The organism is Ruegeria lacuscaerulensis, assembly GCF_013034685.1.
Classification (GTDB): Bacteria; Pseudomonadota; Alphaproteobacteria; order Rhodobacterales; family Rhodobacteraceae; genus Ruegeria; species Ruegeria lacuscaerulensis_B.
Window position 1 is genome coordinate 557,655 of sequence record NZ_WQGO01000001.1, and the last position, 26,030, is coordinate 583,684.

The 26,030-nt window shown below is 56.7% G+C and carries 22 protein-coding genes, 1 tRNA gene and 1 pseudogene; 9 read left to right on the forward strand and 15 right to left on the reverse strand.

Annotated features, from left to right (window positions below; translation table 11 throughout):
- The first annotated feature begins 153 nt into the window (after positions 1-153).
- The gene (locus GOV80_RS02810; RefSeq protein WP_170770127.1) at positions 154-1,593 is read left to right on the forward strand and encodes an amidase family protein; all 1,440 of its coding nucleotides are present in this window, start codon (positions 154-156) and stop codon (positions 1,591-1,593) included.
- Between the two features lie 259 nt (positions 1,594-1,852).
- Here the strand turns inward: GOV80_RS02810 and GOV80_RS02815 are convergent, their stop codons facing one another.
- Complete coding sequence (locus tag GOV80_RS02815; protein ID WP_237215598.1) at positions 1,853-2,614, reverse strand: NAD kinase; 762 nt, start codon at positions 2,612-2,614, stop codon at positions 1,853-1,855.
- A 167-nt stretch (positions 2,615-2,781) separates the two neighbouring features.
- On the opposite strand from GOV80_RS02815, the gene glyA reads away from it, so the two are divergent.
- Entirely contained in the window at positions 2,782-4,077 is a 1,296-nt protein-coding gene (gene glyA, locus GOV80_RS02820) for a serine hydroxymethyltransferase (RefSeq protein ID WP_170782768.1), read from the forward strand.
- 48 nt (positions 4,078-4,125) lie between these two features.
- On the opposite strand, the gene GOV80_RS02825 is transcribed toward glyA, so the two are convergent.
- A complete protein-coding gene (locus GOV80_RS02825) occupies positions 4,126-4,500 on the reverse strand; it encodes a hypothetical protein (protein ID WP_170782769.1) in 375 nt (124 codons plus the stop codon).
- A 93-nt stretch (positions 4,501-4,593) separates the two neighbouring features.
- Between GOV80_RS02825 and GOV80_RS02830 the strand changes: the two genes are divergently transcribed.
- Positions 4,594-5,352, forward strand: a complete 759-nt coding sequence (locus GOV80_RS02830; RefSeq protein ID WP_170782770.1) for an alpha/beta fold hydrolase — start codon at positions 4,594-4,596, stop codon at positions 5,350-5,352.
- Here GOV80_RS02830 and GOV80_RS02835 read toward each other — a convergent pair whose 3' ends face one another.
- From GOV80_RS02835 to GOV80_RS02860, 6 genes are all read right to left on the reverse strand, one after another.
- A complete protein-coding gene (locus GOV80_RS02835; RefSeq protein WP_170770119.1) occupies positions 5,353-5,541 on the reverse strand; it encodes a CTP synthetase in 189 nt (62 codons plus the stop codon). It abuts the gene before it with no gap.
- Between the two features lie 87 nt (positions 5,542-5,628).
- Positions 5,629-6,006 (reverse strand): rhodanese-like domain-containing protein, encoded by a 378-nt coding sequence (locus tag GOV80_RS02840; protein WP_170782771.1) that lies wholly within the window; start codon positions 6,004-6,006, stop codon positions 5,629-5,631.
- An 80-nt stretch (positions 6,007-6,086) separates the two neighbouring features.
- A complete protein-coding gene (locus tag GOV80_RS02845; RefSeq protein WP_170782772.1) occupies positions 6,087-7,439 on the reverse strand; it encodes an HlyD family type I secretion periplasmic adaptor subunit in 1,353 nt (450 codons plus the stop codon).
- Positions 7,436-9,670, reverse strand: coding sequence for a type I secretion system permease/ATPase (locus tag GOV80_RS02850; RefSeq protein WP_170770103.1), 2,235 nt, complete (start codon positions 9,668-9,670; stop codon positions 7,436-7,438). The genes GOV80_RS02845 and GOV80_RS02850 overlap by 4 nt, the downstream gene beginning before the upstream one ends.
- Positions 9,671-9,707: 37 nt before the next feature.
- Positions 9,708-11,645: a type I secretion protein gene (locus tag GOV80_RS02855; protein WP_170782773.1), complete on the reverse strand. Its 1,938-nt coding sequence runs from the start codon at positions 11,643-11,645 to the stop codon at positions 9,708-9,710.
- 135 nt (positions 11,646-11,780) lie between these two features.
- On the reverse strand, positions 11,781-14,180 hold the full coding sequence (locus GOV80_RS02860; protein WP_170770099.1) for a CDK5RAP3 family protein: 2,400 nt from the start codon (positions 14,178-14,180) through the stop codon (positions 11,781-11,783).
- Positions 14,181-14,776: 596 nt separating this feature from the next.
- Between GOV80_RS02860 and GOV80_RS02865 the strand changes: the two genes are divergently transcribed.
- Both GOV80_RS02865 and GOV80_RS02870 read left to right on the forward strand, forming a co-directional pair.
- Positions 14,777-15,526, forward strand: a complete 750-nt coding sequence (locus GOV80_RS02865) for a helix-turn-helix transcriptional regulator (protein ID WP_237215600.1) — start codon at positions 14,777-14,779, stop codon at positions 15,524-15,526.
- Complete coding sequence (locus GOV80_RS02870; protein WP_170782774.1) at positions 15,507-16,016, forward strand: hypothetical protein; 510 nt, start codon at positions 15,507-15,509, stop codon at positions 16,014-16,016. The genes GOV80_RS02865 and GOV80_RS02870 overlap by 20 nt, the downstream gene beginning before the upstream one ends.
- Positions 16,017-16,414: 398 nt before the next feature.
- Here the strand turns inward: GOV80_RS02870 and GOV80_RS02875 are convergent.
- Both GOV80_RS02875 and GOV80_RS02880 read right to left on the reverse strand, forming a co-directional pair.
- A tRNA-Leu gene (locus tag GOV80_RS02875) sits at positions 16,415-16,500 on the reverse strand.
- 757 nt (positions 16,501-17,257) lie between these two features.
- Entirely contained in the window at positions 17,258-18,145 is an 888-nt protein-coding gene (locus GOV80_RS02880; RefSeq protein ID WP_170782995.1) for a LysR family transcriptional regulator, read from the reverse strand.
- 145 nt (positions 18,146-18,290) lie between these two features.
- Between GOV80_RS02880 and GOV80_RS02885 the strand changes: the two genes are divergently transcribed.
- The 3 genes and pseudogenes from GOV80_RS02885 to GOV80_RS22625 all read left to right on the forward strand — a co-directional run bounded on the left by GOV80_RS02885 (position 18,291) and on the right by GOV80_RS22625 (position 20,228).
- Complete coding sequence (locus tag GOV80_RS02885) at positions 18,291-19,139, forward strand: TauD/TfdA dioxygenase family protein (protein ID WP_170770091.1); 849 nt, start codon at positions 18,291-18,293, stop codon at positions 19,137-19,139.
- A gap of 135 nt (positions 19,140-19,274) precedes the next feature.
- Positions 19,275-19,583, forward strand: a pseudogene (locus tag GOV80_RS22620) (alcohol dehydrogenase catalytic domain-containing protein); the annotation flags it as partial.
- 138 nt (positions 19,584-19,721) lie between these two features.
- Positions 19,722-20,228, forward strand: a complete 507-nt coding sequence (locus tag GOV80_RS22625) for a zinc-binding dehydrogenase (protein ID WP_331252087.1) — start codon at positions 19,722-19,724, stop codon at positions 20,226-20,228.
- Positions 20,229-20,375: 147 nt separating this feature from the next.
- Here the strand turns inward: GOV80_RS22625 and GOV80_RS02895 are convergent, their stop codons facing one another.
- On the reverse strand, positions 20,376-20,966 hold the full coding sequence (locus tag GOV80_RS02895; protein WP_170782776.1) for a hypothetical protein: 591 nt from the start codon (positions 20,964-20,966) through the stop codon (positions 20,376-20,378).
- 77 nt (positions 20,967-21,043) lie between these two features.
- Here GOV80_RS02895 and GOV80_RS02900 point away from each other — a divergent pair, with 77 nt between their 5' ends.
- Positions 21,044-21,607, forward strand: a complete 564-nt coding sequence (locus tag GOV80_RS02900; RefSeq protein WP_170770087.1) for a Crp/Fnr family transcriptional regulator — start codon at positions 21,044-21,046, stop codon at positions 21,605-21,607.
- A gap of 235 nt (positions 21,608-21,842) precedes the next feature.
- On the opposite strand, the gene GOV80_RS02905 is transcribed toward GOV80_RS02900, so the two are convergent.
- The 4 genes from GOV80_RS02905 to GOV80_RS02920 form a co-directional block, all read right to left on the reverse strand.
- Positions 21,843-22,622 carry an IclR family transcriptional regulator gene (locus GOV80_RS02905; RefSeq protein WP_170782777.1) on the reverse strand — a complete coding sequence of 260 codons (780 nt, stop codon included), beginning with the start codon at positions 22,620-22,622 and terminating at the stop codon, positions 21,843-21,845.
- Between the two features lie 11 nt (positions 22,623-22,633).
- Positions 22,634-23,992: a TRAP transporter large permease gene (locus tag GOV80_RS02910; protein WP_170770085.1), complete on the reverse strand. Its 1,359-nt coding sequence runs from the start codon at positions 23,990-23,992 to the stop codon at positions 22,634-22,636.
- Positions 23,992-24,657 (reverse strand): TRAP transporter small permease, encoded by a 666-nt coding sequence (locus GOV80_RS02915; protein WP_170782778.1) that lies wholly within the window; start codon positions 24,655-24,657, stop codon positions 23,992-23,994. Before GOV80_RS02915 ends, GOV80_RS02910 begins: the two co-directional genes overlap by 1 nt.
- A gap of 67 nt (positions 24,658-24,724) precedes the next feature.
- Positions 24,725-25,963: a TRAP transporter substrate-binding protein gene (locus GOV80_RS02920; protein ID WP_170770083.1), complete on the reverse strand. Its 1,239-nt coding sequence runs from the start codon at positions 25,961-25,963 to the stop codon at positions 24,725-24,727.
- Positions 25,964-26,030: the final 67 nt, after the last annotated feature.

Below are 26,030 nucleotides of genomic sequence, written 5' to 3' on the forward strand. Positions count from 1 at the left end.
GTCGGCGCGCCCGATTTGCGATGACGCGCGAATGCGAGGCTCTGCCTTGCGCTCCGGGATATTTCTGGCCAGATGAAAGAGGATCCCCGAAATGGGGCTGAACCTCTTGCCATCGGCCGTCTTCCGCCTCAGGTTGAGCCCCGGAGGACGAGCATGAGCGACAATGACATCTGGCGACTAAGCGCCACGGACTTGGCGAAGCAGACCCGCAGCAAGCAGATCAGCGCGGTGGAGGCCGTTCAGTCTTCGATTGACCGGCTGCATCAAGTCAATCCAGCCCTGAATGCCGTGGTCGAAGACCTGAGCACTGAGGCATTGACGCACGCGCATACGCTGGATCAGGCCGTGGCTGCAGGCACGGAGCCCGGTCCGCTGCACGGTGTGCCCGTGACGATCAAAATCAATGTCGACCAAAAAGGACACGCGACCACGAATGGGGTCGTGGCTTTGAAAGACGTGATCGCGCCGGACGATGCGCCCATCGTGCGAAACCTGCAAAATGCTGGCGCCGTCGTCCTAGGGCGCACGAATACGCCCGAGTTTTCCTTTCGCGCCGATACCGACAACGAGCTGCACGGCCGCACACATAACCCCTGGGGGCGGCATATCTCGCCTGGTGGGTCCTCGGGCGGGGCCGGCTCGGCGGTGATGGCTGGGATCGGGGCCTTGGCGCATGGCAATGATATTGGCGGTAGTCTGCGGTTTCCGGCGGCGGCAAACGGGGCTGTGACCGTAAAGCCGGGATTGGGCCGCGTGCCTGCGTGGAACCCGAGCCAAAAGGTGGAACGCGGCCTGTTGGCGCAATCCATGTCGGTGCAGGGGTTGATCACCCGTTCAGCTACCGATCTGCACCTGTCGATGCCCAGCCTGATCGCCGCCGACCCGCGCGATCCGTTCCATGTGCCGATGCCATGGCGTGGGGCCGCCTATGACGGACCTATCAAGGTTGCTTTTACAAAGAACACGTTCGGCTATGATCTGCATCCAGAAGTCGCAAAGGCCTTAGATACTGCCCGTGACGCGCTGATTGACGCAGGATATGCGGTAACAGAGGTCGATCCGCCTGATGTCTTTGATTGTGGGCGCAACGGATACCGCGCTTTGATGGGCGAAGTACTGACCCTGTTGAAAACTGATATCGAGGCAGCGGGGTCGCAGACCATCCGCGATATATTCGACGTGTATTTTCAGGAGTTTCCGCCGATCACCGGTACAGAGCTGATTGAGATGCTGGCCAAGCGCACACACTATGCCCGCGAATGGTCTCTGTTCATGCAGGACTACCCATTGGTTCTGTCGCCTTTCCTGCCGCAACCATTCTTTAGACCCGACCGCGATACAGAAGGCCCTGAAGGCGTGCATGAGGTGCTGGGCTGCGCGGTTTATTCCTATGCGATGAATTTCCTCGGGTTGCCCGCAGCCTGCGTTCCGGCGCGTTTGGCAGAACTGCCAAAAGGAGCGCAGCCAATCAATGTTCAGATCGCAGCCCCGCGCTGGCGTGAGGACATGGCGGTTGATGCGGCCGCGGCCATTGAGGCGCGCGTTGGGCAGATGTGTCTGCCACTATGGGATAAGATGGGTTCCGCAGAATAACCCCCGACAAAAGAAATTGACCCCGGGGTTTTGTGCCCGGGGTCCACTTTCTAAAATATGCCCGGAGATCCGATAACAAGCGTAGCACCACCTACCCTTGTCAGCGCCTAAACTGCGCGGTCATTTCGAAAACACCGTCGGCGGCCACTCACTCCCGCCTTGGATGTGTCTCCGGGCAAGTTCACATTAACCCGAGGTTAATCAAACTCCTGTGAACTGGTTCACATAAGCGCGAAAAAACCGTGGTCGACTGTGGAAACTACGTGAATTGCTCAGAAATCAGCCGCTCTTCCAACCCGTGGCCGGGATCGAACAGGATGCGATGCTGAATTGAAGGCTCAGACCGAATCTCAACCCAGTCGATATCCGGGAATGAGATCGAATCGGCATCTGCCATCACCGGGCGTTTGTCAGCGTCCAGAACATCGAACCGCACTTTTGCGATCTTGGGCAGCAAGGCCCCGCGCCAACGTCGGGGGCGAAAGGCGGCAATGGCGGTCAATGCCAGCACATCCGATCCTATCGGCAGGATTGGTCCATGTGCCGAGTAGTTATAAGCCGTCGACCCCGCTGGCGTAGACAAAAGCGCCCCGTCGCACACCAGTTCATCCATGCGAACACGCCCATCCACGCTAATCCTCAGCCGGGCGGCCTGCGGACCGGCCCGCAGCAGCGACACCTCGTTGATCGCCAAAGCCTCATGCATCTTGCCGGATTGATCCATGGCGCGCATGGCCAGCGGATTGATGACTTCTTCTTCTGCATCGGCGAGGCGTTCCATCAGATCTGCCTCGTGAAACTCGTTCATCAGAAAGCCGATCGTGCCCCGATTCATCCCGTAAACAGGCGTATCCAGATGCTGCATGTTATGCAGCGTGTGCAGCATGAAACCGTCACCGCCCAAAGCGACAACCACATCCGCGTCGCGCGGGGCCGCATTGCCATAGCGCCGCACCAGCGCATCACGGGCGGTCTGGGCCACCTTGGCGTCGCTGGCGAGAAAAGCGATTCTCTGAATCATCGGTTGCAGTTTCCGGTGCTGAACATTTGGTTCCGAAACAACCATACCTTTCCCCGATAGGCCAGTCTTGACGCCGCAGCGGGCCAAATCGTCGCTTTACAGCTTTTGCATATCTGCCGTTTCCGATAGGAAATCCGCAAGATAATTCCAGCCATGCGGAGCCCCCAATGAACGCCAACCTTCGTGACACAGGTTTTTTCACCCAGTCTCTCGCGGATCGTGACCCCGAGCTTTTCGGCTCGATCACATCCGAGCTGGGCCGTCAGCGCGACGAGATCGAGCTGATCGCATCCGAGAACATCGTCTCTGCCGCCGTGATGGAAGCTCAGGGTTCGGTGATGACCAACAAATACGCCGAAGGCTACCCCGGTCGCCGCTACTATGGCGGGTGCCAGTTCGTCGACATAGCCGAGAACCTGGCCATCGACCGCGCCAAGCAGCTCTTCAATTGTGAATTCGCCAACGTGCAGCCCAACTCGGGCTCGCAGGCCAACCAAGGCGTGTTCCAAGCACTGATCCAACCCGGCGACACCATTCTGGGCATGAGCCTGGATGCAGGTGGCCACCTGACCCACGGCGCGGCCCCCAACCAGTCGGGCAAGTGGTTCAAGGCTGTTCAATACGGCGTACGCCAGCAAGACAACATGCTGGACTACGATCAGGTCGAAGCGCTGGCGAAAGAGCATCAGCCCAAGCTGATCATCGCCGGTGGTTCCGCCATTCCGCGCCAGATCGACTTTGCCCGCATGCGCGAGATTGCCGATATGGTCGGCGCCTATCTGCACGTCGACATGGCACACTTTGCCGGTCTGGTTGCCGCAGGCGAGCACCCAAGCCCCTTCCCGCACGCACATGTCGCGACCACCACTACCCACAAGACCCTGCGCGGCCCGCGCGGCGGCATGATCCTGACCAACGACGAGGCGATCGCCAAGAAAGTGAACTCGGCCATCTTCCCCGGCATTCAGGGCGGTCCGCTGATGCATGTCATCGCTGGTAAAGCCGTTGCCTTTGGTGAGGCCCTGCGCCCCGAGTTCAAGACCTACATCCAGCAGGTCATCAACAACGCACAGGCGCTGTCTGATCAGTTGATCAAAGGCGGTCTGGACACAGTTACGCACGGCACCGACACCCATGTGGTTCTGGTTGACCTGCGCCCTAAAGGCGTCAAGGGCAACGCGACCGAAAAGGCCCTGGGTCGTGCGCACATCACCTGCAACAAGAACGGTGTGCCGTTTGATCCGGAAAAACCGACTATCACCAGCGGTATCCGTCTGGGCAGCCCCGCCGGCACCACCCGCGGCTTTGGTGAGGTCGAGTTCCGTCAGATCGCGGATTGGATCATCGAAGTGGTCGACGGTCTGGCAGCCAATGGCGAAGACGGAAATGGCGAGGTCGAAGCCAAGGTCAAAGCCGAAGTGGCCGAGCTGTGCGCCCGCTTCCCGATCTATCCGAACCTGTAATTTTTCAGGATATCAAAAAGCTGAACGGCGCCCCAGCGGCGCCGTTTTTCATATGAAGCCCTGCCACCGCAGAAACACAAGCAGCAGAACCGACAGGGCCAACAGATTGAAAGCCAATCCACCCAGCATCCCCAGAAACCAACCCAGCCTGCGGTCGGCCAGATTGATGCCTGTCAGATGATCTTGCACCTCTTCTGAGGCGCGGGCCAGCTTGGGCGTATCCAGCACCAACCTCAGCTTGGGATGGGCCGCCATCTGTTCGGCATCCGCCAAAACCAGCGCCTGTTTGTATATGCGCCGGGGCAGTTGACGTTTGGCTTTTCTGACCGAGGCCGTCAGCGTCTTGTCCCGCACACCCAGCTTGTCGCGCAACAGCTGCACGGTCTGCGCGATTTGAGTTTGAATATCGGGGTTTTGCGCCATGTGGGGGGGCCTCCTGACGCGGCACCATATCCGGGTGACGTCAGCACGACAATGGGGCTGGTTGTTTGGACCGGTGACGGGTAACACACGGTCATGCTGAATACGATTGTCCATGGTGAGCCAACTTCAAACCCCCCGTTGCTGATTGCCCATGGGCTCTATGGCTCTGGCCGCAACTGGGGTGTGATTGCGCGCAGATTATCGGATGAGCGGCAAGTCGTTGCCGTCGATATGCGCAACCATTCCAACAGCGCCTGGATCCAGCAGCATGATTACCCAAGCATGGCCGATGATCTGGCCGAGGTGATAGACCATTTCGGCGGACAGGCCGATGTGGTGGGGCATTCGATGGGCGGTAAGGCGGCCATGACGCTGGCTCTGCTGCATGGTGAGAAACTGCGCAAGCTAGTGGTCGCCGACATCGCACCCGTGACCTATACCCACAGCCAGATCAAGTTCATCGAGGCGATGCGCGCAGTTGATCTAACGCAGGTCACGCGCCGCTCGGACGCGGAACAGCAGCTGGCCGATCAGGGGGTTGAGAAAGCCCTGCAAAGCTTTTTCACCCAGTCGCTAGACATCAAGGGCCAACGCTGGTTGTTGAACCTGGACGTTCTGGCCGCCGAGATGCCCAAGATCATGAGCTTTCCTGACATCACCGGCACATGTACCAAACCGACCCTGTTTCTGTCGGGGGGCGCGTCGGATTATGTTCTGCCCGACCACCGCCCCGCGATCAAGGCCCTGTTCCCGACCGCGCGCTTTGCCAAGATCCCCGGCGCAGGCCATTGGCTACACGCTGAAAAACCGCGCGAGTTCGAGGCCTCGGTCCGGGCGTTCCTGAACGCCTGATCAGGCTGCGTCGTTATACAGGTCTCGGGCTACCCGCCACGAGACCGGTGCCGCCAACGCAAATCCCAATGCCGCTGCCAATACGATGGTGGCCACGGAATTTGTGCCCGCAACCAGAACCGCAATCACAGCCGTTCCGGCCAGAGCAGTGGAAATCATAGCATAAAGAGTTGTCGCAAGACGAAACATGGTCAGCTGTCCCTTTGTAATGTGTCTGACCACAACTTTAACGCGGCACAGCCCGGCAGACCTTGACATGCGTCAGGCTGAAAATTTTTATTCTTTCGACACTTCACCACCCGCATTCACCCAATCGGAAAAGCCGCCCAAATTGTAGACCTGAGCATAGCCCATATCCTTGAGCAATTTGCCCGCTAGGGCCGCACGTCCGCCGGCAGCGCAATAAAGAACAATGGGGCGATCCTTACGCAACTCAGGATCGTAGGACTTCAGCGCCTCATCTGCGCTGAATTCAAGCGACCCGCGAGAGATATGATGCGCACCACTGGCACGGCCCGTCTTCTGCAACTCGGCCCCGTCGCGGACATCCAGCAGTAAACCGCCCTGCCCCAGAATCTCGGCGGCGCGGGCCATGTCGATCCGCTCCACGCTGGCATTGGCGGCTTCCATCATCTCTTTCACGGTCAAGGGCATCTGTATCTCTCCTGTTGGTGCTGCCGACAGGGTAACATGCGAAAATTGGAAGGTGTAGTGGGATCGCCCTACACGGGCGATCAATGTTCGCGGAAGGCACGCGACATGCTGTCTGTCACCGGCTTGGCGATATAGGCCGCGAAAGTGCGTTCCTCGGTCTGAATCATGATCTCGGCTGGCATCCCCGGCGTGGGGATAAAGCCGCGCACGCGGTCAATCTCCTCCGGCGGCAGCGAGATTCGGGCCAAATAGACCTCTTGCGGGGCACCCGCCGAGTCCTCGAGCAGGGCATCGGCCGAGACGTAAAAGACCTCGCCGCTCAGCACCGGAGTCGTGCGCTGGTTCAGGGCGACTAGTCGCACGGTGGCGTCCTGTCCCGTCACGACGCTGTCGATCTCGGTTCTCGGGATTTGCGCCTCGATGATCAGGGGCGCGTCGGCGGGCAGGATTTCGGCGATGGGTTCACCTGTTTCGATCACCCCGCCCGGCGTGTGATAATGCAGCCGCACGACTGTGCCCGTAACCGGCGCGCGCACAACGGCGCGGTCCAGAACGCTGCGGGCCTGACGGGCTTTTTCGCGGACACTTTCCAGATCGGCCTCGATCACGCCCAGCTCGTCCAATGCCGCCTCGCGGTAGGCCGACCGCGTTCGGGTGATCTGTTCTTCGTATTTCAGCATCATCTGGTTGACCTCGGCGGTCTCAGCCGCCAACCGCGCCTGCTGACCATCGGCCTCGGCCTGCACGCGGCGGATCGTGTTTAGCTCGCCTTTGCGGACCAAACCCTTTTCAAACAGCGCCTCTTTGGTCTCATACTCTTCCTGCAAAATGGCCGAGCGCACCCGCATACTGTCCAACTGCGCCTCAAACCCGCTGGAGCGGATGCGCAGCGCTTCCATATTGCGCTGAAGCAGAGCTATATCGTTCAGCAGGGTCTTGCGCGAGACGTCAAAGCTGATCTTCTGGCCATCCAGGATCGTCATCACCTCGACGTCATCGGTGGCCTTGATCAGATCGGGCGAAAATTCCAGCCGCTCGCGTTCTTCATACTCGGCCAACAGGCGCTGGCTCATCGCCTGAAGGCGGATTTTACGGATGAACAGCTCACGCTCATTGGCCTCGGCAGAGGTCTGGTCCAATGTCATCAGGACCTCCCCGGCCTGCACCGATTGACCTTCGATGACCTTGATATCTTCGATGATGCCGCCTTCCAGATGCTGCACGATCTTGTTGCGTCCAGTGGCGACAAAGCTGCCCTGCGCAATCACGGCGGCAGCCAAGGGCGCGCGAAAGGACCACACGCCGAACCCGCCGAAACAGACAACCAGCAGCACCATTCCGACGACAACGAATTTGCTGATCGAGCGTGGAACCTCGGCATACCACACCTCGGGGTCTTTGGGATCATTGTTGACGGGCACCAGATCATTCATGTCGCATTTCCCTTCTGGCCTTCGATACCGGGCTGTTTACGCGGCCCGTTCAGCTGTTGCAGCACCTGTTCGCGCTGACCGAACAGGGCGACCCGCCCGTCGGTCAGCAGCATGATCTTGTCGACCGCATTCAGCAAAGTCGGCTTTTGCGTGATCACCACCACCGTGATCTTGTTCGCCTTGGCCTGCGCAATCGCCCGCGCCAAAGCCTGATCCCCGGCCACGTCCAAGTTCGAGTTCGGCTCGTCCAGAACCACCATACGTGGGTTACCAAAGAACGCGCGCGCCAGCGCGATGCGCTGCTTTTGACCGCCGGACAGCGGAGAGCCATCGGCGGCGACAACAGTCTCATACCCTTGAGGCAGCGTGGCGATCATGTTGTGCACATCGGCCAGCACGGCGGCGTCGTGGATTTGCTCATCCGTCGCGTCCTCACGCATGCGGCCGATATTGTCCTTGATGCTGCCGGGAAACAGCTGCACGTCCTGCGGCAAATAACCAATACTCTCACCGAATTGGCGCGGGTCCCAGTTGCGGATATCCATCAGGTCCAGTCGCACGCTGCCCGACGTTGGCAGGATCGAGCCCACCAGTGTCTTGCCCAGCGTCGTCTTGCCCGCCCCGGAATTGCCGATAATGGCCAGTGTCTCACCGGGATTGAGCGAAAACCCGATCCCGTTCAGCACCACGCGCTTGGTCCCGCCGGGCACGTAAAGAAGCCGTTCGACATCCAACCGGCCTTCGGGGCGCGGCAGGCGCAGCTTTTCGTATTGCAACTCGGACTTGGTCAAAAGGGTCTTGATCCGACCAAAGGCAGCGCGGGTCAGCAGGAAGGTGTTCCACCCTTCGATGGATCCTTCGATCGGGGCAAAGGCGCGCCCGGCGATGATCGAGGCTGCAATGACCATGCCGCCGGTGATCTCACCTTGCAGGGCAAGATACGCGCCCCAGCCCAGAATTGCGATTTGTGTAAGTAAGCGCACCGCGCGCGAAATCGCAGCAAAGATGACGTTCCGATCCTGCGCCCGCACCTGCCATGTCAGCGACTGCGCGGTGTCGCGGCCCCAGATGCGCACCGCCTCGGGGATCATCGCCAAAGCGTTGATGATCTGACTGTTGCGCGCCATCGAATCCAGATGCTGGTTGGCCATGGACTGAGCCCGGTTCGCCTCGGCAAAGGGCTTGGCGGTCATGCGCTGGTTGATCAGAGCGATGATCATCAGTAGCAGCGCAGTCACGATCACGATTGTGCCAAGTTGCGGGTGCACAAGGAAAATCATCAGGATGAACAAGGGCGCGAACGGCACGTCCAGAAATGAGATCAACGTGCCCGACACCAGAAATCCGCGGACCTGCTGCAAATCGCCCAGCGTCTGATATTCCCGTCCGGTCCCATGCAGCGAGGCATGGGCCGCCGCGCTGAGGATGGGCGCACCCAACCGGGCGTTTACCTCGACCGCTGTGCGCATCAGCATGAATCGGCGCACCGCATCAAAGGCTGATTGAAAGATCACCGCCCCAGCCACAATCGCGGTCAGCATGATCAACGTGTCCAGAGACCGGCTGGTCAATACGCGGTCGCTGATCTGAAACAGGTAGATCGGGATGGCCAGGATCAGGATGTTGGTTGCGCAAGTCAGCACCAGCACAAAAGCCAAATTGCGCAAGATTGCCCGCATCGAAATTCGCAGCGTCTGCTGAAAGTCCTCGGGCGGAGTGCGTTTATGAAAGGTCTGGGGTGGCCCTTTGCCATCCCCACCGCCCTCTTTCCGGAGCGGCAGAGGTTGGTTTGCCTTGGCCTCGATCGTGGTTCCCAATTGTCCACCGCCTTTTGAGCGATCCGGGGGGGGCGTCCGGTCGGTCTTCTCCCTGGCGGTTTCCGGATCGGGGCCTTTGGCATCGGCCACCCCAGCTTCGCGGCCCTTCTGGAGTTTGTCGTTGACGGGCTGCGGAACGTCACGCCGAAGGGATTTCTCGGCGTGACGGAGGAATGTCGTTTCTTGAGCACTTTGCGTGCCCTTTGGTGAAGGTTGCGGTTCAGAGACTTTTGGGGCCTTGGGTGGAAACGTCACCGGATTATGCACACGCAGATCCTGGCTTAACCGCAAGCTCGCCATTTTGGCGGGTTTGGTCACGGGGCCATCTGCAGGGGCCTTGGTCGGGCCACCACCACCGCGTCCGTCCAGCGGGCTGGCGAACAGGGATCGGCGCGACGAGAACAAAATCGACATACTCAAACTTTCGAAACACTCGTATCAAAGAGGGAAATCAGGCCAGCATGGTTTGCAGACCATCATCGAAGCTTTCGGCCATCTCGGACGGGGTCATCTTGTTGTGGCCCGGCGCGTTTTCCGAGTTTCCGGGTCCATCCACCGTGTCAATAAGGACAGCGATGGCATCATTTCCGATCTCAACATCCAGATCATCGTCCGGCGTGTCGATCAGACTAGCCTGATGCAGCACGAGGTCGGAATATTCGCCCTCACCGGTCATGACCACGGAATCGACGCCGGCTTTTACCACACCCGCGGTATTCAGAACCGCATTTCCAGCCCCCAACGCAGAAGCCACTGCACCGGCTTCCCCGTTAAGGTTGATGTCGTCCTGGTCTTGCAGGATCGTGATCTGTTCAATCGCGTTAACCTGCACCAGATCGCCGTCGATTTTGAGGACCCGGATCTGTTCCATCCCCGCGAAGTCCGGGTTGTTCAGCAAGGCGTCTTCCAGCGCTTCGGTGTCCATTTCCTCAAGCGGCAGAACACCCGCCAAGCTGGCGTCCAACTCCTCATGCGTGTCCTCGCCCATCGTGGTCAGCGCCACCTGATTGACAACAAGATTGTCATCATCCTCATCCGGAATGCCACCGTTGATCTCGTCATCATCGAGGAACACGATTGTCTGGTGAACGATATCCACCGAAATCATGTCCCCGCCGATCAGGATCACGTCGTAATAGCTGCCAAGTTGCAGAATCTCGGTTACGTTGATCAGAACATTGTCACCCATCACGTAAAGGCTGGACGATGCGGTGATCTCGGTTTCGATATGGTCGATATCGGTGGCGTCGATTTCTTGCTGGATGAAATTCGTGACCACCAGATCGCCCGCAATCCAGGTCACAGCGACCAGAGGATCCTGCCCCTCGGCCGCGACGTTGTCATCCAGCCAATGGGCCTCGTTGCCTTCAACGGTGATGGTCGAGGTTTGAACGACCATCGTGTCGCTTTGCGCACCGGCATCGCCGGTGTCAATGTCCGACACTACCGCAACCTGACTGACGACGGTCACGTTGACCGATTGCCCGCCCACCGCGATCACTGGCGCGTCGACCCAGGCCACTGTGACGGCAACTTCGTTGACGGCCAGATTGCCACCGGTGGAAACGGTATGCCCTTCGCCAAATTCCGAGTCTTCGGACTGGTCCCACTCGGCGGGAAGAAGTTCTTCGGGCAGATCCTCTGTCTGGTCCTCATCGGATTGATGATGCTGCGGCAGAAGCTCGCTCCAGTCAGGGGCCTCATCGACATGTTCGCCGTTCACGATGGTACCCATCGCGTCTTCGCCCTGGAACTGATGCACCGTCGCGCCTTCGACCTCGATGGTCTGCTGTACCTCTTCGACGAGGGCTTGAATGTGTTCAACCGACTGATAATCGGCGATATTCAGAGACGGGGCCGATACCGCGTGCAGCGACTCCGCAACCGCCGCCAAGGCGTCGCCCTGCGCCATCAAGGTTTCGACATCGCGGAACTCGGCCTGTCCAAGGGTATCATTGTCGCTTAGACGCAGAGTTTGCACGGTATAGGTCACGGCCGACCCGATCAGTTCGGGGATCAGTTGCGGTTGCAGAACTACGGTCTGAAATGAGATCGCCGGAAGCTGCACGTCGGAAATGAAATCATCGGCATTCGGCACCAGACCGAAACCCGGAACCGGGGCCGCCACGGACATCGCCTGCACGGGTGCAGGGGCTATGTCAGTCTGTGGCGCATCCGTTCTGAATGGCAGGGCATCATATTTCCCCGGATCCAGCTTCAACCCCGCCTTGACCTTGATGACGGTCGCATCTTCAAGCTCTTCCAGTTCCGCCTTGCGCCTGAATGCGACAAATTCGTCATACTGATCCCGCCATCGGGCCTGTTCGCTGGTAAGTTCAAATGTTCCAATAAAATGAGCAATCGTTTCACTGATACTGTCGAGCGACATAACACTGTTCCTTTCCCCATCCCGGCCAGAAATTTCCGTTTTGGGTTAAGTTGGGCTGAGGCCGCACCATGCGGCCTCAGCATGTTTTTGCCGGAGATCGTGGGGGTTTAGCCGATCTCCGGCTGGGACACCGGCTTATACGTCGGTATCGTCGCTGGAGTAGGACGAAGTCATCGATCCACCAACCATGGTCGTATCGACCGAGTTGCCAAGCACGTTGGCACCCATGACGATCGACTGGTTGAAGGCCGTGGTGTCCACAACTGCGGCAGACGAAGCATAGGATTCACCCGAAACGATGCCGTCACCAGCATTGTTCGAGCCCCAGACACCCGCGTTGCCACCGGTGCCACCTGCGCCTGAGTTCGCACCCGAAGCATCGCCACCAGTGACTATCCCACCAGCTGTGTGGCCGGTAGTCGCCCAACCGATTGCTTCACCGCTGGTGCCGCCCATACCGGCCCCGGCGCCGCCGCCGCCGCCAAAGCCTGAGGTCGCCGACCCGTCCGTCGAACCGGATGCATCAGAGGTGGCATCATTGTCCGAAGACGCGTCACCACCGTATCCGGCAATGGATTCGGCAAGACTGTCCGCCGAGCCATCTGTGTCTGCCTGCGCAAACACATCCACCAGACCACCATCTCCGGCCGTGTTCATCGCATCGGCCGAACCGGTGCCCGAACCATCCGACGTCGCACCTTGCTGGATCGCGCCGCCACCGCCGCCGAAACCATCGGCGGTCGAGGTGCCGGTTCCGGTGCCGCTGGCCGAGCCGTCGGTGTCGTTTGTGCCACCTGCTCCGCCATCGCCACTGGTGTTCTGCGAGTTGCTGGCCGACCCGTTCACGTCACCCGGAGACTGGGTGATGTTCGGACCGGTTGTCGCCTGATCGCCGACACCCTGCGCGCCGGCGTTCGCTCCGGCTGTACCGCCTGTCGCGCTACCGCCGGTGCCATCGCCACCCGAGCCGAATCCGCCGGTGCCGTCGCCACCCGAGCCAAAGCCTCCGGTTCCGTCGCCGCCAGATCCAAACGCGCCGGTTCCGTCACCGCCAGTTCCCGGATTGCCGCCATTGGTGTCGCCACCGCCGTTGCCGGCACCGGCCTGACCTGCGTTCAGCCCGGACAGACCGTTTTGCTGGTTCAGAGCTGCAAGCGCTGCATCGACCTGACCGGAAGTGCCACCAGTGCCTTCAGCACCCGTGCCTGCACCACCCGTGCCGTTGCCAGCATCACCGGTACCGCCCATACCTTCTGCGCCGTTGCCCTGGGCCCCAGAGCCTTCGGCACCCGCGCCTTCGCCACCATCGGCATCAGCGTCGCTGCCTGCCAAGCTGCCAGCCAGACCCAGACCGACATTTCCGGCCGCCGCATCGTTGGCGTCGGTGTCGCTGCTGCTGCCATTGCCGGCCTGACCATCCGCATCCGCATCACCGTCGCCACCGGCTGCGCCTTGCGCGGACGAGTCGTTCGCGCCAAGACCCGCGCCAAGCGCCTCTGCGACCGAAGCATTGTTGCCACCGGAAGACTGGCCATCATTGTCGGCATTCGACAGGCCCAGCCCCAGACCCAGCCCAAACGAGCTTGCGTCTCCGCCTTCACCGCTGGTGCCGTCTGCGTCGGTGTCGGATGAACCTGTGTTGCTTGCTCCAGAGATGCTACCGGCGTCTCCGCCTTCGCCGCCACTGCTGCTGCCGTTGGACTCGGCACCCGACACACCGACACCCAGGCCGATGTTGGATGCTGAACCGGTCGAGCCGCCGTCACCACCAACGCCTGTACCATCCGCGTTGCCGGTCAGACCACCAAAGGCCAGCGCGTCAGCGCCATGGGTTTGGGCACTTGCCGCGCCGCCATCGGTGCTGCCACCGCTGCCAGAGTTGCCACCATCGGTTGAAGAGCCGATGCCTTCATGGGCCGTCGCGGTGCCACCATGAGCATTGCCGCTCTGGTCAAATTCGCCTTCGTTGCGAACGGCGGCCGAGCCCAGATGGTCATTGTCGGACAAGTTTGCGACCTGGCTGCTGATCGAAGACATGTCATTGCCTTCACCGCTCAGGTCGATGTCCAGATTCAGGTCGTCGCCCGGGTCATAGTCCATATCGCCTGCAACGGTGATGACATCGCCCAGCTCAGCCGAACCTGACGCGTCAATATCGACAGTGTCATTGTCTTTCGGCAAGCCTTCTCCGTCGCCGAAGTCGATCGTGACCGAGTTGCTGTTCGAGTTGTCATTGTCGCCATTGCTTTGCGACTGACCCTGACCTTGATCTTGGCCCTGGCCCTGATCCTGGCCTTGGGCTTGGTCCTGACCCTGACCATTTTCAACAGACGTCGCCTGAGCTTGCGCCTGGTCCTGACCCTGGCCCTGTTCGTTGTCGACATCATTGTCGACATCCGTCTCTTGCGACGTCAGGTCAGCATCAACATAGGCGTCATCCACATGGATATCTGCGTCGATTGGCGCGATGATCGTATCCACGTTCACCTCGTCAATATCGGTAATGCTGTTATGGGGTTGTTGACGTTTTGACATATCAATTTCCACTTATTAAGCGCACTGACCGTCACTCTTTCAAAAACGGTTACGGGCGCGGTTGAAACAAACAGCGCACTCGCGCAAAACCTGCGCGGATGCGTATTTCACAGTGAGATTGTCCTCCACCCTCCTTTCCCCGGCTTAGCCGGTCCTGCATCTGCTAAAGTCGTTCGCGGAAATGCGCGATTCGCAGACACGTTCGGATCTTTCGCCCCGTTAATTGGAGCCGTTCCATGGTTGCAGGAGGAAACCAGTCTGAATAGCTAGCCGGAAGCACTAGAACGGGTAATCACCTGATTCGGATTGATTATTTCCAAATCACGAACAATGCGCGACTTTTTCGGTTGCTGGTTTTTTAGCCAATCGCATATCGAGAAAACTCATTAAATTGCCTCTACTTAAGCGGGTGAAACGCCCTCAATCCTAAACTTAAGTTCTAGAACTGTTTGCGCGTTAAGGACCGTGCAACCAGGAAATTTGCACTTTTCCCTATAGTCTGCACCGAAAGTGCGTTAATGTTCAGTTAATATTTTTCGAAGTGCCAGTTTGCTATTACGCCGCATAGCGGTGCAGGTTTTGACAAGGGGGGAATGATGAGCATTCCGTTTCGGGACAATGCTGCGCAAAACCAATTTGGTTTTGACGAATTCTCAGTAAATTTTATTGGTAAAGAGCTTTTCTACTCGGACCAGACCCTGACGGGTGTTGAAACAGAGTTTGGTGTCACCACACACCGCTACGATTCAATCTCAGCCCTGCCGACATATGGCGACCCTACCACCGGCCCCGGTAGGATCGTGATCGTCGATCAGATGATTCTGGAAGATCTTCTGGCCCGTCCCAGACATTATCGCGATTGCGTGGGCAGCGGCAGCTTGGCCTACGCGTATCGAAAAGAGGAATCTGCCCGCTTTCTGTTTGAGCAATGGGACCGGACTCGCCATGGAGATATCGGTTTTCTGCCAATGAATGTCGGTCCCGATGTCTGGCGCGCGATCCTTCGATTGTTGCTGCATGAGGAACTATACCTGCCCGGCTTTCTTGCAGACAGCGTCTCCAACTTGCAAAGCCCACCCAAGCAGCACGCAGGCTCTAGGCCTGCCGCGCCTGAGCCGCACCCGCTTTATTCCAAACTGACCCGGAGGGAAAAGCAGGTCCTGCAACAGGTATCAAAAGGGCACAGTAACAAGATCATCGCGGCCAATCTTGGTATAACTGAACACACGGTTAAGTTGCACATGCACAATGTCGCCGGAAAGATCGGCGTCAGCAACAGAACCGCCGCCGCACAGTTCTTTTTCGAAGTCGCCCCGGACGAAGCCCATGAACTTGCCAGCGACTGAGGATTTCGAAACCCGCTTTGACCGTCTTATCCTTTTGGTCGGCAAGCTGAACTATATGTGGACCAATACAGAAAGCCTGCTGATCCACCTGATCGCCGGGCTGAGCGGAACCAACAAGGATGTCGCGGTCATCATTTTTCTGACCCTCAACACCACCCGTGCACGCATTGATCTGGTGGAACGGCTGGCAAAGATGGACGGTCGCCCCCCCGATCTGAGGGATGCGATTCTCGAGCACACCCAGCGCTTGTCGAAACTTTCGGGCATTCGCAACAAGTACAATCACTGCATCTATTCCTTCGACCCTGACAGTGGAAATCCCAAGACGATTCTTATGCGGATTTCAGACCGGAAAACCGACATCAAGCTGGGACGCGAAGACACCGTTGACGCCGCAGCGCTGACCGAGATTGAAAGCGTAGTGAAAAAACTCTCGGACGCCAACCGCGATATCTGGCAGTTGATCACAAGGTTAGGCTTTCCGGTCTAAAGGCGACGTGGTGCGGGTGGTCAGGTTTAACAGAACATAAACAGGCCATTTCCTTCACGTTCACCTGACTTGATCTATAGTGGCGAGTGTCGCTTTAACTGCGACATTATCTTGCTACCCGATCAGGGTCTTTCGATGTTCAACTATGTTCTGACAACTTCTACCACTTTGATATGGGTCGCAACCGGGCTGCTTGTAGGCTTCCTTTTTATCTAGCCCCCCAGTGCGCGCCTAACTTGAGCCTGAGAACAGAAGCCTTGAATGGCTTTGTTGCGTAGAGGTTGTGTAAGCAGTGAACAGGCACGCCGTCACGGGCAACTGACACCGCGTAGCGATTCTACCAAAAGCAACGACTGTGGAACGGGTTGCACGCCAAACAACATCGGCTGTGAAATACTTGGTGCGGGCGGTGGGACTCGAACCCACACGGGCATAAGCCCTTCAGATTTTAAGTCTGATATGTCTACCATTCCATCACGCCCGCACGGCGTATTCCGCTCCCAATTGGGCTGAGGAAATCACTAAGCGGATAACGCTGCAAACACAATCCGTTTCAACGACAACCACTTGAATTCTGATTCACGGAGGGCTGACAACCGGAGCGATCGTTGCCAATCGTCAAAGGCTGGTTAAAATTCGCACGCAAGGATTGCACATAAATTGCCAATCTCTAGGACGGGGACCACCCCTAAGGGATATCATTTTCGATTTTCGGGCAAGTTACGAGTGCAGAACAAAAGTCCTTTCCAGACTGGATCGCTGGCATCGAACATCGCGCCAAGAGGCCGCCAGCCTGGCACCCCAACGTCGCACAAATACAATCTGGCAACGCCTCGCCTATCCCGGAGCCTTCGTCGGGGCGTTCTTTCTGGGGGTATTCGCCGTCTTCCTGACACGCTACATTCAATACCACATGGTAGGCGTGCCCGACGCTGGTGACACGAACTTTCCAGGCATCATCGGTATCGGCGTGGCCAGCATGGCGAGTTTCTTTATCTCACTGTTCCTCACAGACAAACAAAAGGAATTCGCTAGTGCCAGCACGGCAGGCGTTATGACGACCACACTCACCTTCCCAAATCTGGTCTGGGAAAACGACATCGGATGAGTATTCGATATGGGCTCGAAGCCGTTTTTCTCCACGTTGCATACTAATGACTGACCCAAGCCCAGTTTTGACTCCCAGTTTTCTTAGTTCAATTGGTCGAAAACATCTTGTGGATACCTACTGGAGTGCCAACTCACAGACAAACCCGTTGACTATCTGCTGCTTCCAATAGCGCCGCTGTAACTGCGTCGATCATTTTGGTGTGAGGCGATGCCGTCATGCTTACTAAGCCAACAATGCGTTCTGGTCCCTTCTGTTCAAGGGGGATCCTTTTGAGCCGCAGATGGTCATATGTCGTTAAACGGTTGTCTGGTATGATTGACACGCCAAGTTCAGCGGCCACCATACTGGAGATTGCTTCAAGACTCTCAAGCTCCATCGCGTCTTTGACTTCAATGCCCTTTCTTTGCAGCCAAGTCTCGATTTGCCTTCCTACAACCGCATCACGCGTAAAGCGAATAAACGGTGACGCACCAAGCAATTCTCTCGAAGGTAAATCCGGGGTGTTTTCCGAGACAAGCAGGACCAATTTTTCAGATACAATTTCTGAGAATTCCAATGTGTTTGGCAGAACATCTGGTCGGGAAATGATCGCCGCTTGAATCTGCCCGCGGTCCAACTGTAGCAAAAGCTGATTAGTCAAACCTGGAACAATCCGTACAAGGATGTCCGGATGCACGGACTTTAGCCTCGCCAACGCAGTTGGCACTAATCCAGTCAGGGTCGTTGGAACGGCCCCCAAAGTTATTTCACCAGAGAGTTCGTTGTTCGACTTCACCCTTTCCGCCAATCCGTCATATGCGGCCACCACCGCAGCAGCCTCTCCGACGAACGTTAGCCCGGTATGAGTAAGTTTGGGCGACTTGGATGATCGGTCAAATAATTCGAGCCCCAACGCGACCTCCAGATTCCGCATCTGGTGACTGACCGCCGACGGAGTTAGATGCTCCGCCTCAGACGCGGCACGGAAGCTACCATGTCGATGAACTGCGATTAGAGTTCGCAGTGCCCGAATGCTCATTCCGATAACCTCGCTAGCGCTAAAACCGTGTTCATTATGTGAAAATTTTTTCACTTATTAGTCAAAGATTTTTCGTTTTTGTTCATTTTTGTTGATGTGTACCATGCACACAGCACGCCTTATGAAACCAAACCCAGAGATGCTTATGGTTGCTCCCAAATCCAACGCCTATACTTCCATCGTCGCCAAACCCTTCGCTCCAAACCTCGGGGCTGAGATCTACGGAGTCGACCTAAGCCGGCCTGTGCCTGACGACCAGTTTGCAGAGATCTGCGACGCTTTTCACACCTACCAGGTGCTGTTCTTCAAAGAGCAGAAGGAAATACCACCTGCGCAGCACATTGAATTTGGGAAACGCTTTGGGCCGCTTCACGCACACCCCGCAGCCCCAACGATGGACGGGTATCCGGAGATTTTCGAAATACATGCAACTAAGAATTCCAAGGTAGCAAACGGTGAGTTCTGGCACTCTGACGTCTCTTGCGATGAGACACCGCCCCTTGGAACTATGCTGCAAATCCATATCGCCCCTCCTTGTGGCGGGGACACTATGTTCAGTGATATGTATGCGGCCTACGATGATCTTTCGGAACCGATAAAAGATATGATCAACGGGTTATCTGCACTTCATAGTTCCGAGCATATCTACAAAGGCCGCTATAGCGACCGGGGGCAAAAAGACAGCGAAATTGACTGTCCCGAAGCAGTTCATCCGATCGTCAGGACCCATCCGGAAACGGGCCGAAAGTCGCTGTTTGTGAATCGAACATTTACAACAAAGATTTTGGGCTTGTCGGAAAAGGAAAGCGACGCGATCCTCAACATGCTTTTCGAGCATGCGGAACAGATCAACTATCAAATCCGGTTCAGGTGGTCACTTAACGACATGGCCTTTTGGGACAACCGGTGCTGTATGCATCGTGCGATCTGGGACTATTGGCCCGCTGAGAGAAAAGGGCGACGTGTGACCGTGAAAGGCGATAGGCCTGTCTAGACTCGACCGAACCGAATTGCTGGATCAAAGAAACCGAATCTTTAGGAGCGATAAGTGCGAGCTGCAGTCGTAAGAAAGTTTTGTGAAGATCTTTCGATTGAGACGGTCCCGGATCCAACCTGCCCAGACAATGGAGTGGTCCTGGAGGTCGCAGCCTGTGGAGTATGCCGCTCGGATTACCATGGATGGTCTGGCGCGCACCCCAAAGTTCAAAATGGCTCCATCTTAGGGCACGAATATTGTGGAACTGTGGTAGAGGCAGGGCCTCAAGCGAAGCACAGTGTTGGTGACCGCCTCATAGCGCCATTCATCTTGGGTTGCGGCAGCTGCAACGCTTGTCAAACAGGCGTAGCAAACACTTGTGCCAACCAAATCGTTCCAGGATTTGGAACGCCAGGTGCCTATGCAGAATATGTCGCTGTGCCGTTTGACCATAACTTAGTTCACTTGCCAGAAACGCTCTCTACTTCCTTGGCGGCAGGGCTCGGGTGTCGTGTAACCACTGCTTGGCATGCTTTGACAGACCGTGCAGATGTCGCAGCTGGTGAATGGGTGGCTGTCCACGGTACAGGAGGTATTGGCTTGTCCGTTCTTCTATTGGCAAAAATGCTTGGATGCCGAGTTGTCGTAGTGGATGTGGTTGAAGAGAAACTTGAGCATGCAAAGCTCAACGGCGCAGACGCTACAGTAAATGCCAGCAAAGAAGACGCCGCAGCAGCGATCCTAGATATCACGGATGGAGGAGCACAGGTTTCCATAGAAGCGCTGGGGATCGAAACAACGACGAACGCATCCTTAGAGTGTCTCGCCATACTTGGTCGACACGTGCAAATTGGTATGCCTTCGGGCGACGGCCAGATGCAGGTAAACATGCGTGCAATCTATTCCAAACAACTCTCGTTTTTCGGCACTCGTGGTATGCCTTCGTGGAAATACCCACGCCTTCTAGGAATGATCGAGCGTGGCGAAGTAGATATCCAGCCAATGGTCGCCAGAGAGGTCCGATTGGAAGAGGCCAGCAATGAACTTCGCGCAATGAATGGACCAACTTCCCCAGGAACCGCTGTTATCACAAGGTTTCAGCCGTGATCAGCGCAAACGCCTGATAGGTATTTATTCAGTCATTCTCTCTGTCATCGTGCGCCCCTTCGCAAATTCAGATACTCACGCAAACTGGCTGTTCAGGGTAATGCAATGAGCGCCTGCTTTGGGCTCGGTGCAGACGTTCAGCAGAATTCAGTGAGCGTCCGCTGTGCGGACGAAGTCGCCATTGTCCGCCTGGGGACAAAGGTCCGCTTTGGGGAGACGCGCCCAGAGAAACCCAGTCAGAAGCGAAAGCAGTACAGCCAAAGTTGTCAGGGCCGATTTAACAATTGTGGCTGTACTGGCGGCATACACCAGTGCACTTGATACCTCTGGCCAACTCCAAATCATGGCCGCGATTCCAATGTTTTCGAAATAGTCGAAGAAGGCGCAGCCAACCGAGAGAATTATGCCAGAGCGAACAAGCTTGCTGTCGGGCATACGTCGCCCGAACCAGCTAAACGTGGTTATCAAAGTCAGCGCGAGCATAGCCGGGTAAAATGTATCCAGAGAGAGCTGGTAACTAAGATAATACTCGCGCCCTTCCGCTCTTAAGGCTTCAAGAAGCGACGCGGCGTCTTTGGGATTGTAGCCGAGCGGACGCATGTCGAATGGGACGTGCCCCGAGACAGCTTCGATGTGAGCAAGCGTGACGCTGATCATCAGCACGTAGATGACTAAAGCAATCAACCCGCAGCCAACGGCGGCAAAACCGATGTACCTTGAAAGAATTGTGTGAATCATTTTGGGAACTCCTTGATCTGTGCCAAGTTGCCCTTGGGTGAAGCCACACGCATTATCATTTGATAAGGCAAACCAAGATGGATCTACGGAAATTTCTCGCACAGTCTCCTGACCTGCCTGATATGAGTTTTGCAGACGGTTTTGCGTCTCAGTGGAGAAGTAAGCGTTTGAACAAGGGCGCGCGCCTTGCCCACCAAGAACAACCTGAATCAGATGAGTTCATTCTTTTGGATGGGTGCCTAGCCAGCAGCATTTGTGACCAAGAAGGCAAGGAAGTATGCGTTGGGCTCCATGTAGGTCCTTGCGTTGTCACGCCGAATATCGCGCGAACGCGGGATGGAGTGTCCCTTGTGTCCATCGAGGCAACCAAAGACGCTTCGCTTTATTGGATCAATACTGATCGGCTTACGAACCTGATGATTGAGTCTGAACCAATCCGAAACTGGGCAAATGGTATTCTACGAGACGCATTGAGTGAAAAGGCGGAACGCGAATGGTGTCTCGCCGCTCTTGGCGGGGCGGAGCGGCTGAACTGGTTCCGCCAAGCATTCCCCAGCTATGAAGACATTTTCACTCATTCGTTGATAGCATCCTTTTTGGGGATCACGCCTGTCACGATGAGCCGTCTACGCGCTAGGTAGAGTGCAAAAAGAAGGGGGGAACTCACGATTTGGAGATTCCTACCGTCGCCTACGGAAACCCAACAAGGCAACTCGGCTGAACTATTGGAACTCTCAGAGGCGATATACATTCAAATAACCGACTTTCCTTGAGCCCGCGTAAGCGGGTGAAGGTTGTTGATATCTGGAAAATAGATAGGGGCGCGAACAATATCGGTGTAGGCAAAAAACTTGCTACAGCACTGCAAAGAGCCAATCAGGAACAAAGAAGGTTCGACAACTTTTCGGCTCCACCATTCAGGACAGGAAGGAATTCGAGCAACCCTTGCAGTTCATGACGTTGCGTTGGGGCATGAACCGACAAAGTGGCGACCAACCTGCCGGTCTCGTCCTGAATTGGCACGGCAACAGCGGTCATGCCGGACATGAATTCTTCGTCATCAGTCGAATAATTTCTGGCAGAAATCCGGTTCATTTCGGCCCGCAATGCCTCCGGTTCGGTCAGTGTATGCGGCGTCTGGGCGTCCAGCCTACCAGCGGCCAGATAACCGTCCAGAACTTGTTGCCTAAGCGTCGACAAGTACATCTTGCCGCTAGCGGTGCAGTGAAACGGCACTTGCGTCCCGATCGGCAATTGAATGCGCAAAGGCCACTTTGTCTCGACCCGGTCAAGATAGATCATCCCTTCGCGGTCGGGGATCGCCAGATTGCACGTTTCGCCGATCTCATCCGCCACGCCGCGCAAAATTGCTAGTCGCGCCGTACGAAGATGTTCCGATGACACTGTATTCACGGAAAGCTGGCGCAGGCGAGGCCCCGGTCCGAAAGACCGCCCATCCAGATCGCGCTGCAGAAACCCTTCGGCTTCGGCGGTTTGCAGCAGGCGATGGATCGTCGGTTTTGCCAAGCCCAGAGTTTCGATTAAATCCGATGGCTTCACCGCGACCCCACGCCGGGCGATTTCCTCAAGGATCACCAATAGGCGCAGGTTTGTCGGTATCTGAGTTTCTTTTTCGGGTGCATCAGTATAGGCCATCCCGGTACATTCTAGTTGTTTGGCAGCAGGATCAAGGCCAGATCAGGTACCAGTGACACCAGTATCCAAACTGATAGCAAAGCCACTAGATACGGCACCGTGTAGCGCAACAATCTGAAATAGGGCACGCCGGTCACGCCGGACGCCACGTACAAGTTCAATCCATAGGGCGGGGTGATGAAACCGATGGATGCCCCGACCAGAAAGATCACCGAGAAATGGATTGGATCGACGCCAACAGACGCTGCTATGGGGGCCAGTATCGGGGCAAGAATGATCGTGACAGGTAGGCTTTCCAACACCATGCCGGAAAAGAATACGATCACCATCGAGGTAAACAACACGGCGTGGTACCCGCCCATTGAGGTGACAAAGTCACCGATCGTCTGCTGCGCCCCCAGCAACGACAGGATTTGCTGCATCACGACAGACACGGCAATCAGCGGTGCAAGGATACCAGTGATCTGCGCAGATCGGATCACGATCGAGGGGATCTCAGGGATGGTAAACCCTTCAACTACGAACATCTCGGCATAGGTTTTCTCAGTCGGCGGAATATTGTTGCGCGCGCCCATGATGCGGTTAATCGGATAACTGACCAGCCCGGCAATCACACAGAATCCGACAGTCACGCCGGCGGCTTCGGTGGGTGAAAACTTGCCGGTGTAGATGCCCCACAGTACTAGGCCGATGGCAAAGAACCCAAGCCATGCGCCAAAGGCGGTTTTCAGGATGCGGTTAAGTTGCAACGGGATCAGATAGCCCCAACCGTTGATGCGGCAGATGATCCAACAGGCCAGTTGCATGCCCATCACCATCAGCGCGCCGGGCAGAATGCCGGCCACGAACAGCTCGGAGATTGGCAGGTTCATCAGGAACCCGTAGACGATGAAAATAATCGACGGCGGTATGATGATGCCGACCGTACCACCCGCCGCAGCGGTTGCGGCACTAAAGCGCTCGTCATAACCGCCCTTGACCATTTCCGGGTGCAGCATCGACCCGATCGTCGCGGTGGTTGCCGAGTTTGAGCCGGAAATCGCCGCGAACAACCCGCACGCTCCCAGCGAGGCCATCGCAAGCCCGCCGCGTATCCAGCCCAGACAGGCATAGGCAAAGTCGCTTAGCCGGCGCGCAATACCGGATTTGTTGATCAGGTCACCGGTCAGAATGAACAACGGCATCGCCAACAGGGCGAAGCCCTTGTTGAACACGTTCAAGAGTTCCGCTCCCATATTGTCCAGCGTCAGGCCAAGGACAAAAGAACAGCCGATCACCCAATAGCTGATGACCAGCAGAACCGGCACGCCCAGCATGAACAGAAAAGTGACCCCTATCGAGATCAGAGTTACCCAGGTTCCGTCCGCCATCAGTCCGATCCTATCACCGCCTGCTGAAGCAGTGGCTTACCTGTTTTCCAGTTGTCAAAATCATCTGCCAGGTTCTGAAACACCCGCCCAACCATTAGGAAGAACGACAGCGGCGCGGCCAGAAGGAACCACCATTGCATGATGTTGTCGGTTCCGAGCACGATCTGAAAATTCGAAGCCGAAAGCGCCACCAGACGTGTCGTTGTCACGATGACAATGACTGCGAAAATGAACCAAAGAACAGCGTCCAATATCAGACAGGCCAGCTGCGCGCCGCGCGGCATCCCCGTGCGAAATTCAGTAAAGCTCAGATGTGTACGCAGGCGCACGTTGTAAGACGCCCCAAACCAGGCCATCACCATGAACAACAACGGCGGGATGGTCGTCGACCACGGTTCCTGATCGTTGAACACAAACCTGTCAATAACACCCCAAAAGATGATCAGCGCGATGGCCAGATAGGAGTACACCATGACCGAGCGTTCAAGCTGGCGCTCGATGAACGGTACTTTTCGGTAGATCATCATGATTAGAAAACCGCCGAGCGCGGCGACCACCGTTCCGACTACCCAAGCCGCGTCAGACCGCAGTGCGGTTTGAATCTCGAATGAATCCCGGCTGAGTAGGGCGCTGAAAATTGCGCCAATATCTGCCCACAGCGACATGAACCCCGTCCTCCCAGTCGGTGTTTAGTGGAACCGGCCCGCGAAGGGACCGGTTCGTTCAGTTTAATCAGGCAGTGCCCATCCACCAACGGCGGGGTTCGACATTTTCAGGCAGCATGTCCGCCGGAATCTCGCGCGCGATGTCGTAGATTTCCTGATAGGTATCGATGCCACCTGCCCAGTTGTTCAGACGCTCACGCCATTGCGCCCAGGGTTCAGGGTTGTAGTTCGGCGCACACATTTCTTCGGCAAGTTTGATTTGATCATCAGCCAAGAACGCGGCCCGTACACCGTTTTCGGCAAAGATCGTGTTCGGCAGTTGTGGGTCCGAGAAGCCCACGGTGTTCAGCAACGCAGCCTCGTTCGCACCTTGAATGAGCGCTTGTGTGAAGTACGAGGATTCCATGACGGCGTCCTGAAGCTCTCCGCTCAGGCTGTCGAACACCTTTGCTGACATCGAGGTGTGTTCAGTACCACAGAAGAACTTAAGGTTCACCGACTGCGACACAACTGGGGCCATGTTGGCATAAGCCACGGCAGAGGCCCAAGTCTCGGCCCCATCGATCAGACCAGTTTTCAACGCATCCAACGTCTCTTCCCACGCGACAGGCACTGGGTTCAGGTTCAGCAGCTGCATTGCGATCCGACCAAGTTGTGTGCCGGTCACGCGGTTCTTAGTACCGAACAACTCTTCCAGCTTTGTAACAGTTGGTTTGTCTGCAAAGTTAGAACCCATCTGAAGGCCACGCAGTTCACAATGGGTGAACAAGAACTTCAGCCCATGGCGCTTCTCAAGGGGGTCTCGTAAGATGCGCTGACTGGCGGGGCTGTAAAAGAAATGATACTGCGCTGCGCGGCTGGGGAACATATAGGCATAGTCCAACACGTTCAAATACGGCGCGCCGCCTGCCGAGTTCTGGGTTGAAGCGGCATAGATGTCGACGATTCCCTGCTGAGTCTTCTCGACGCAGCTCAGCTGACCGCAGATCTGGTTGTCGCCGATGAACTCGATGCGAATCTCACCGTCTGTTCGCTCTTCGAGGTCGCGCGCGAACTCGATGGCACCGGCCCGTTCGATCAAAAGGTTGCGGGTATTGAAGCCGGCTGCACCGAATTTCAGCGTGTGTTTGGGCTCCTTCGAGAACCTCTTTTCATAATTTGACTCAGCGGCTTGCGCCAGATTGGCGAGGCTCATCGCGCCGCCAAACCCACCAGCTGCCAGCAGAGTCGAGCTCATGCCATAGCGCCCTGCCACACGGAAGAAATCCCGCCGTGAAATGCCACTCAGTTTCCGTCCGATCTCCATTGCTATCCTCCCGTTTCGCAATTATTGAGACGTTTTGTATCAAAAAATGCTAGTATAGTTCTGGCAA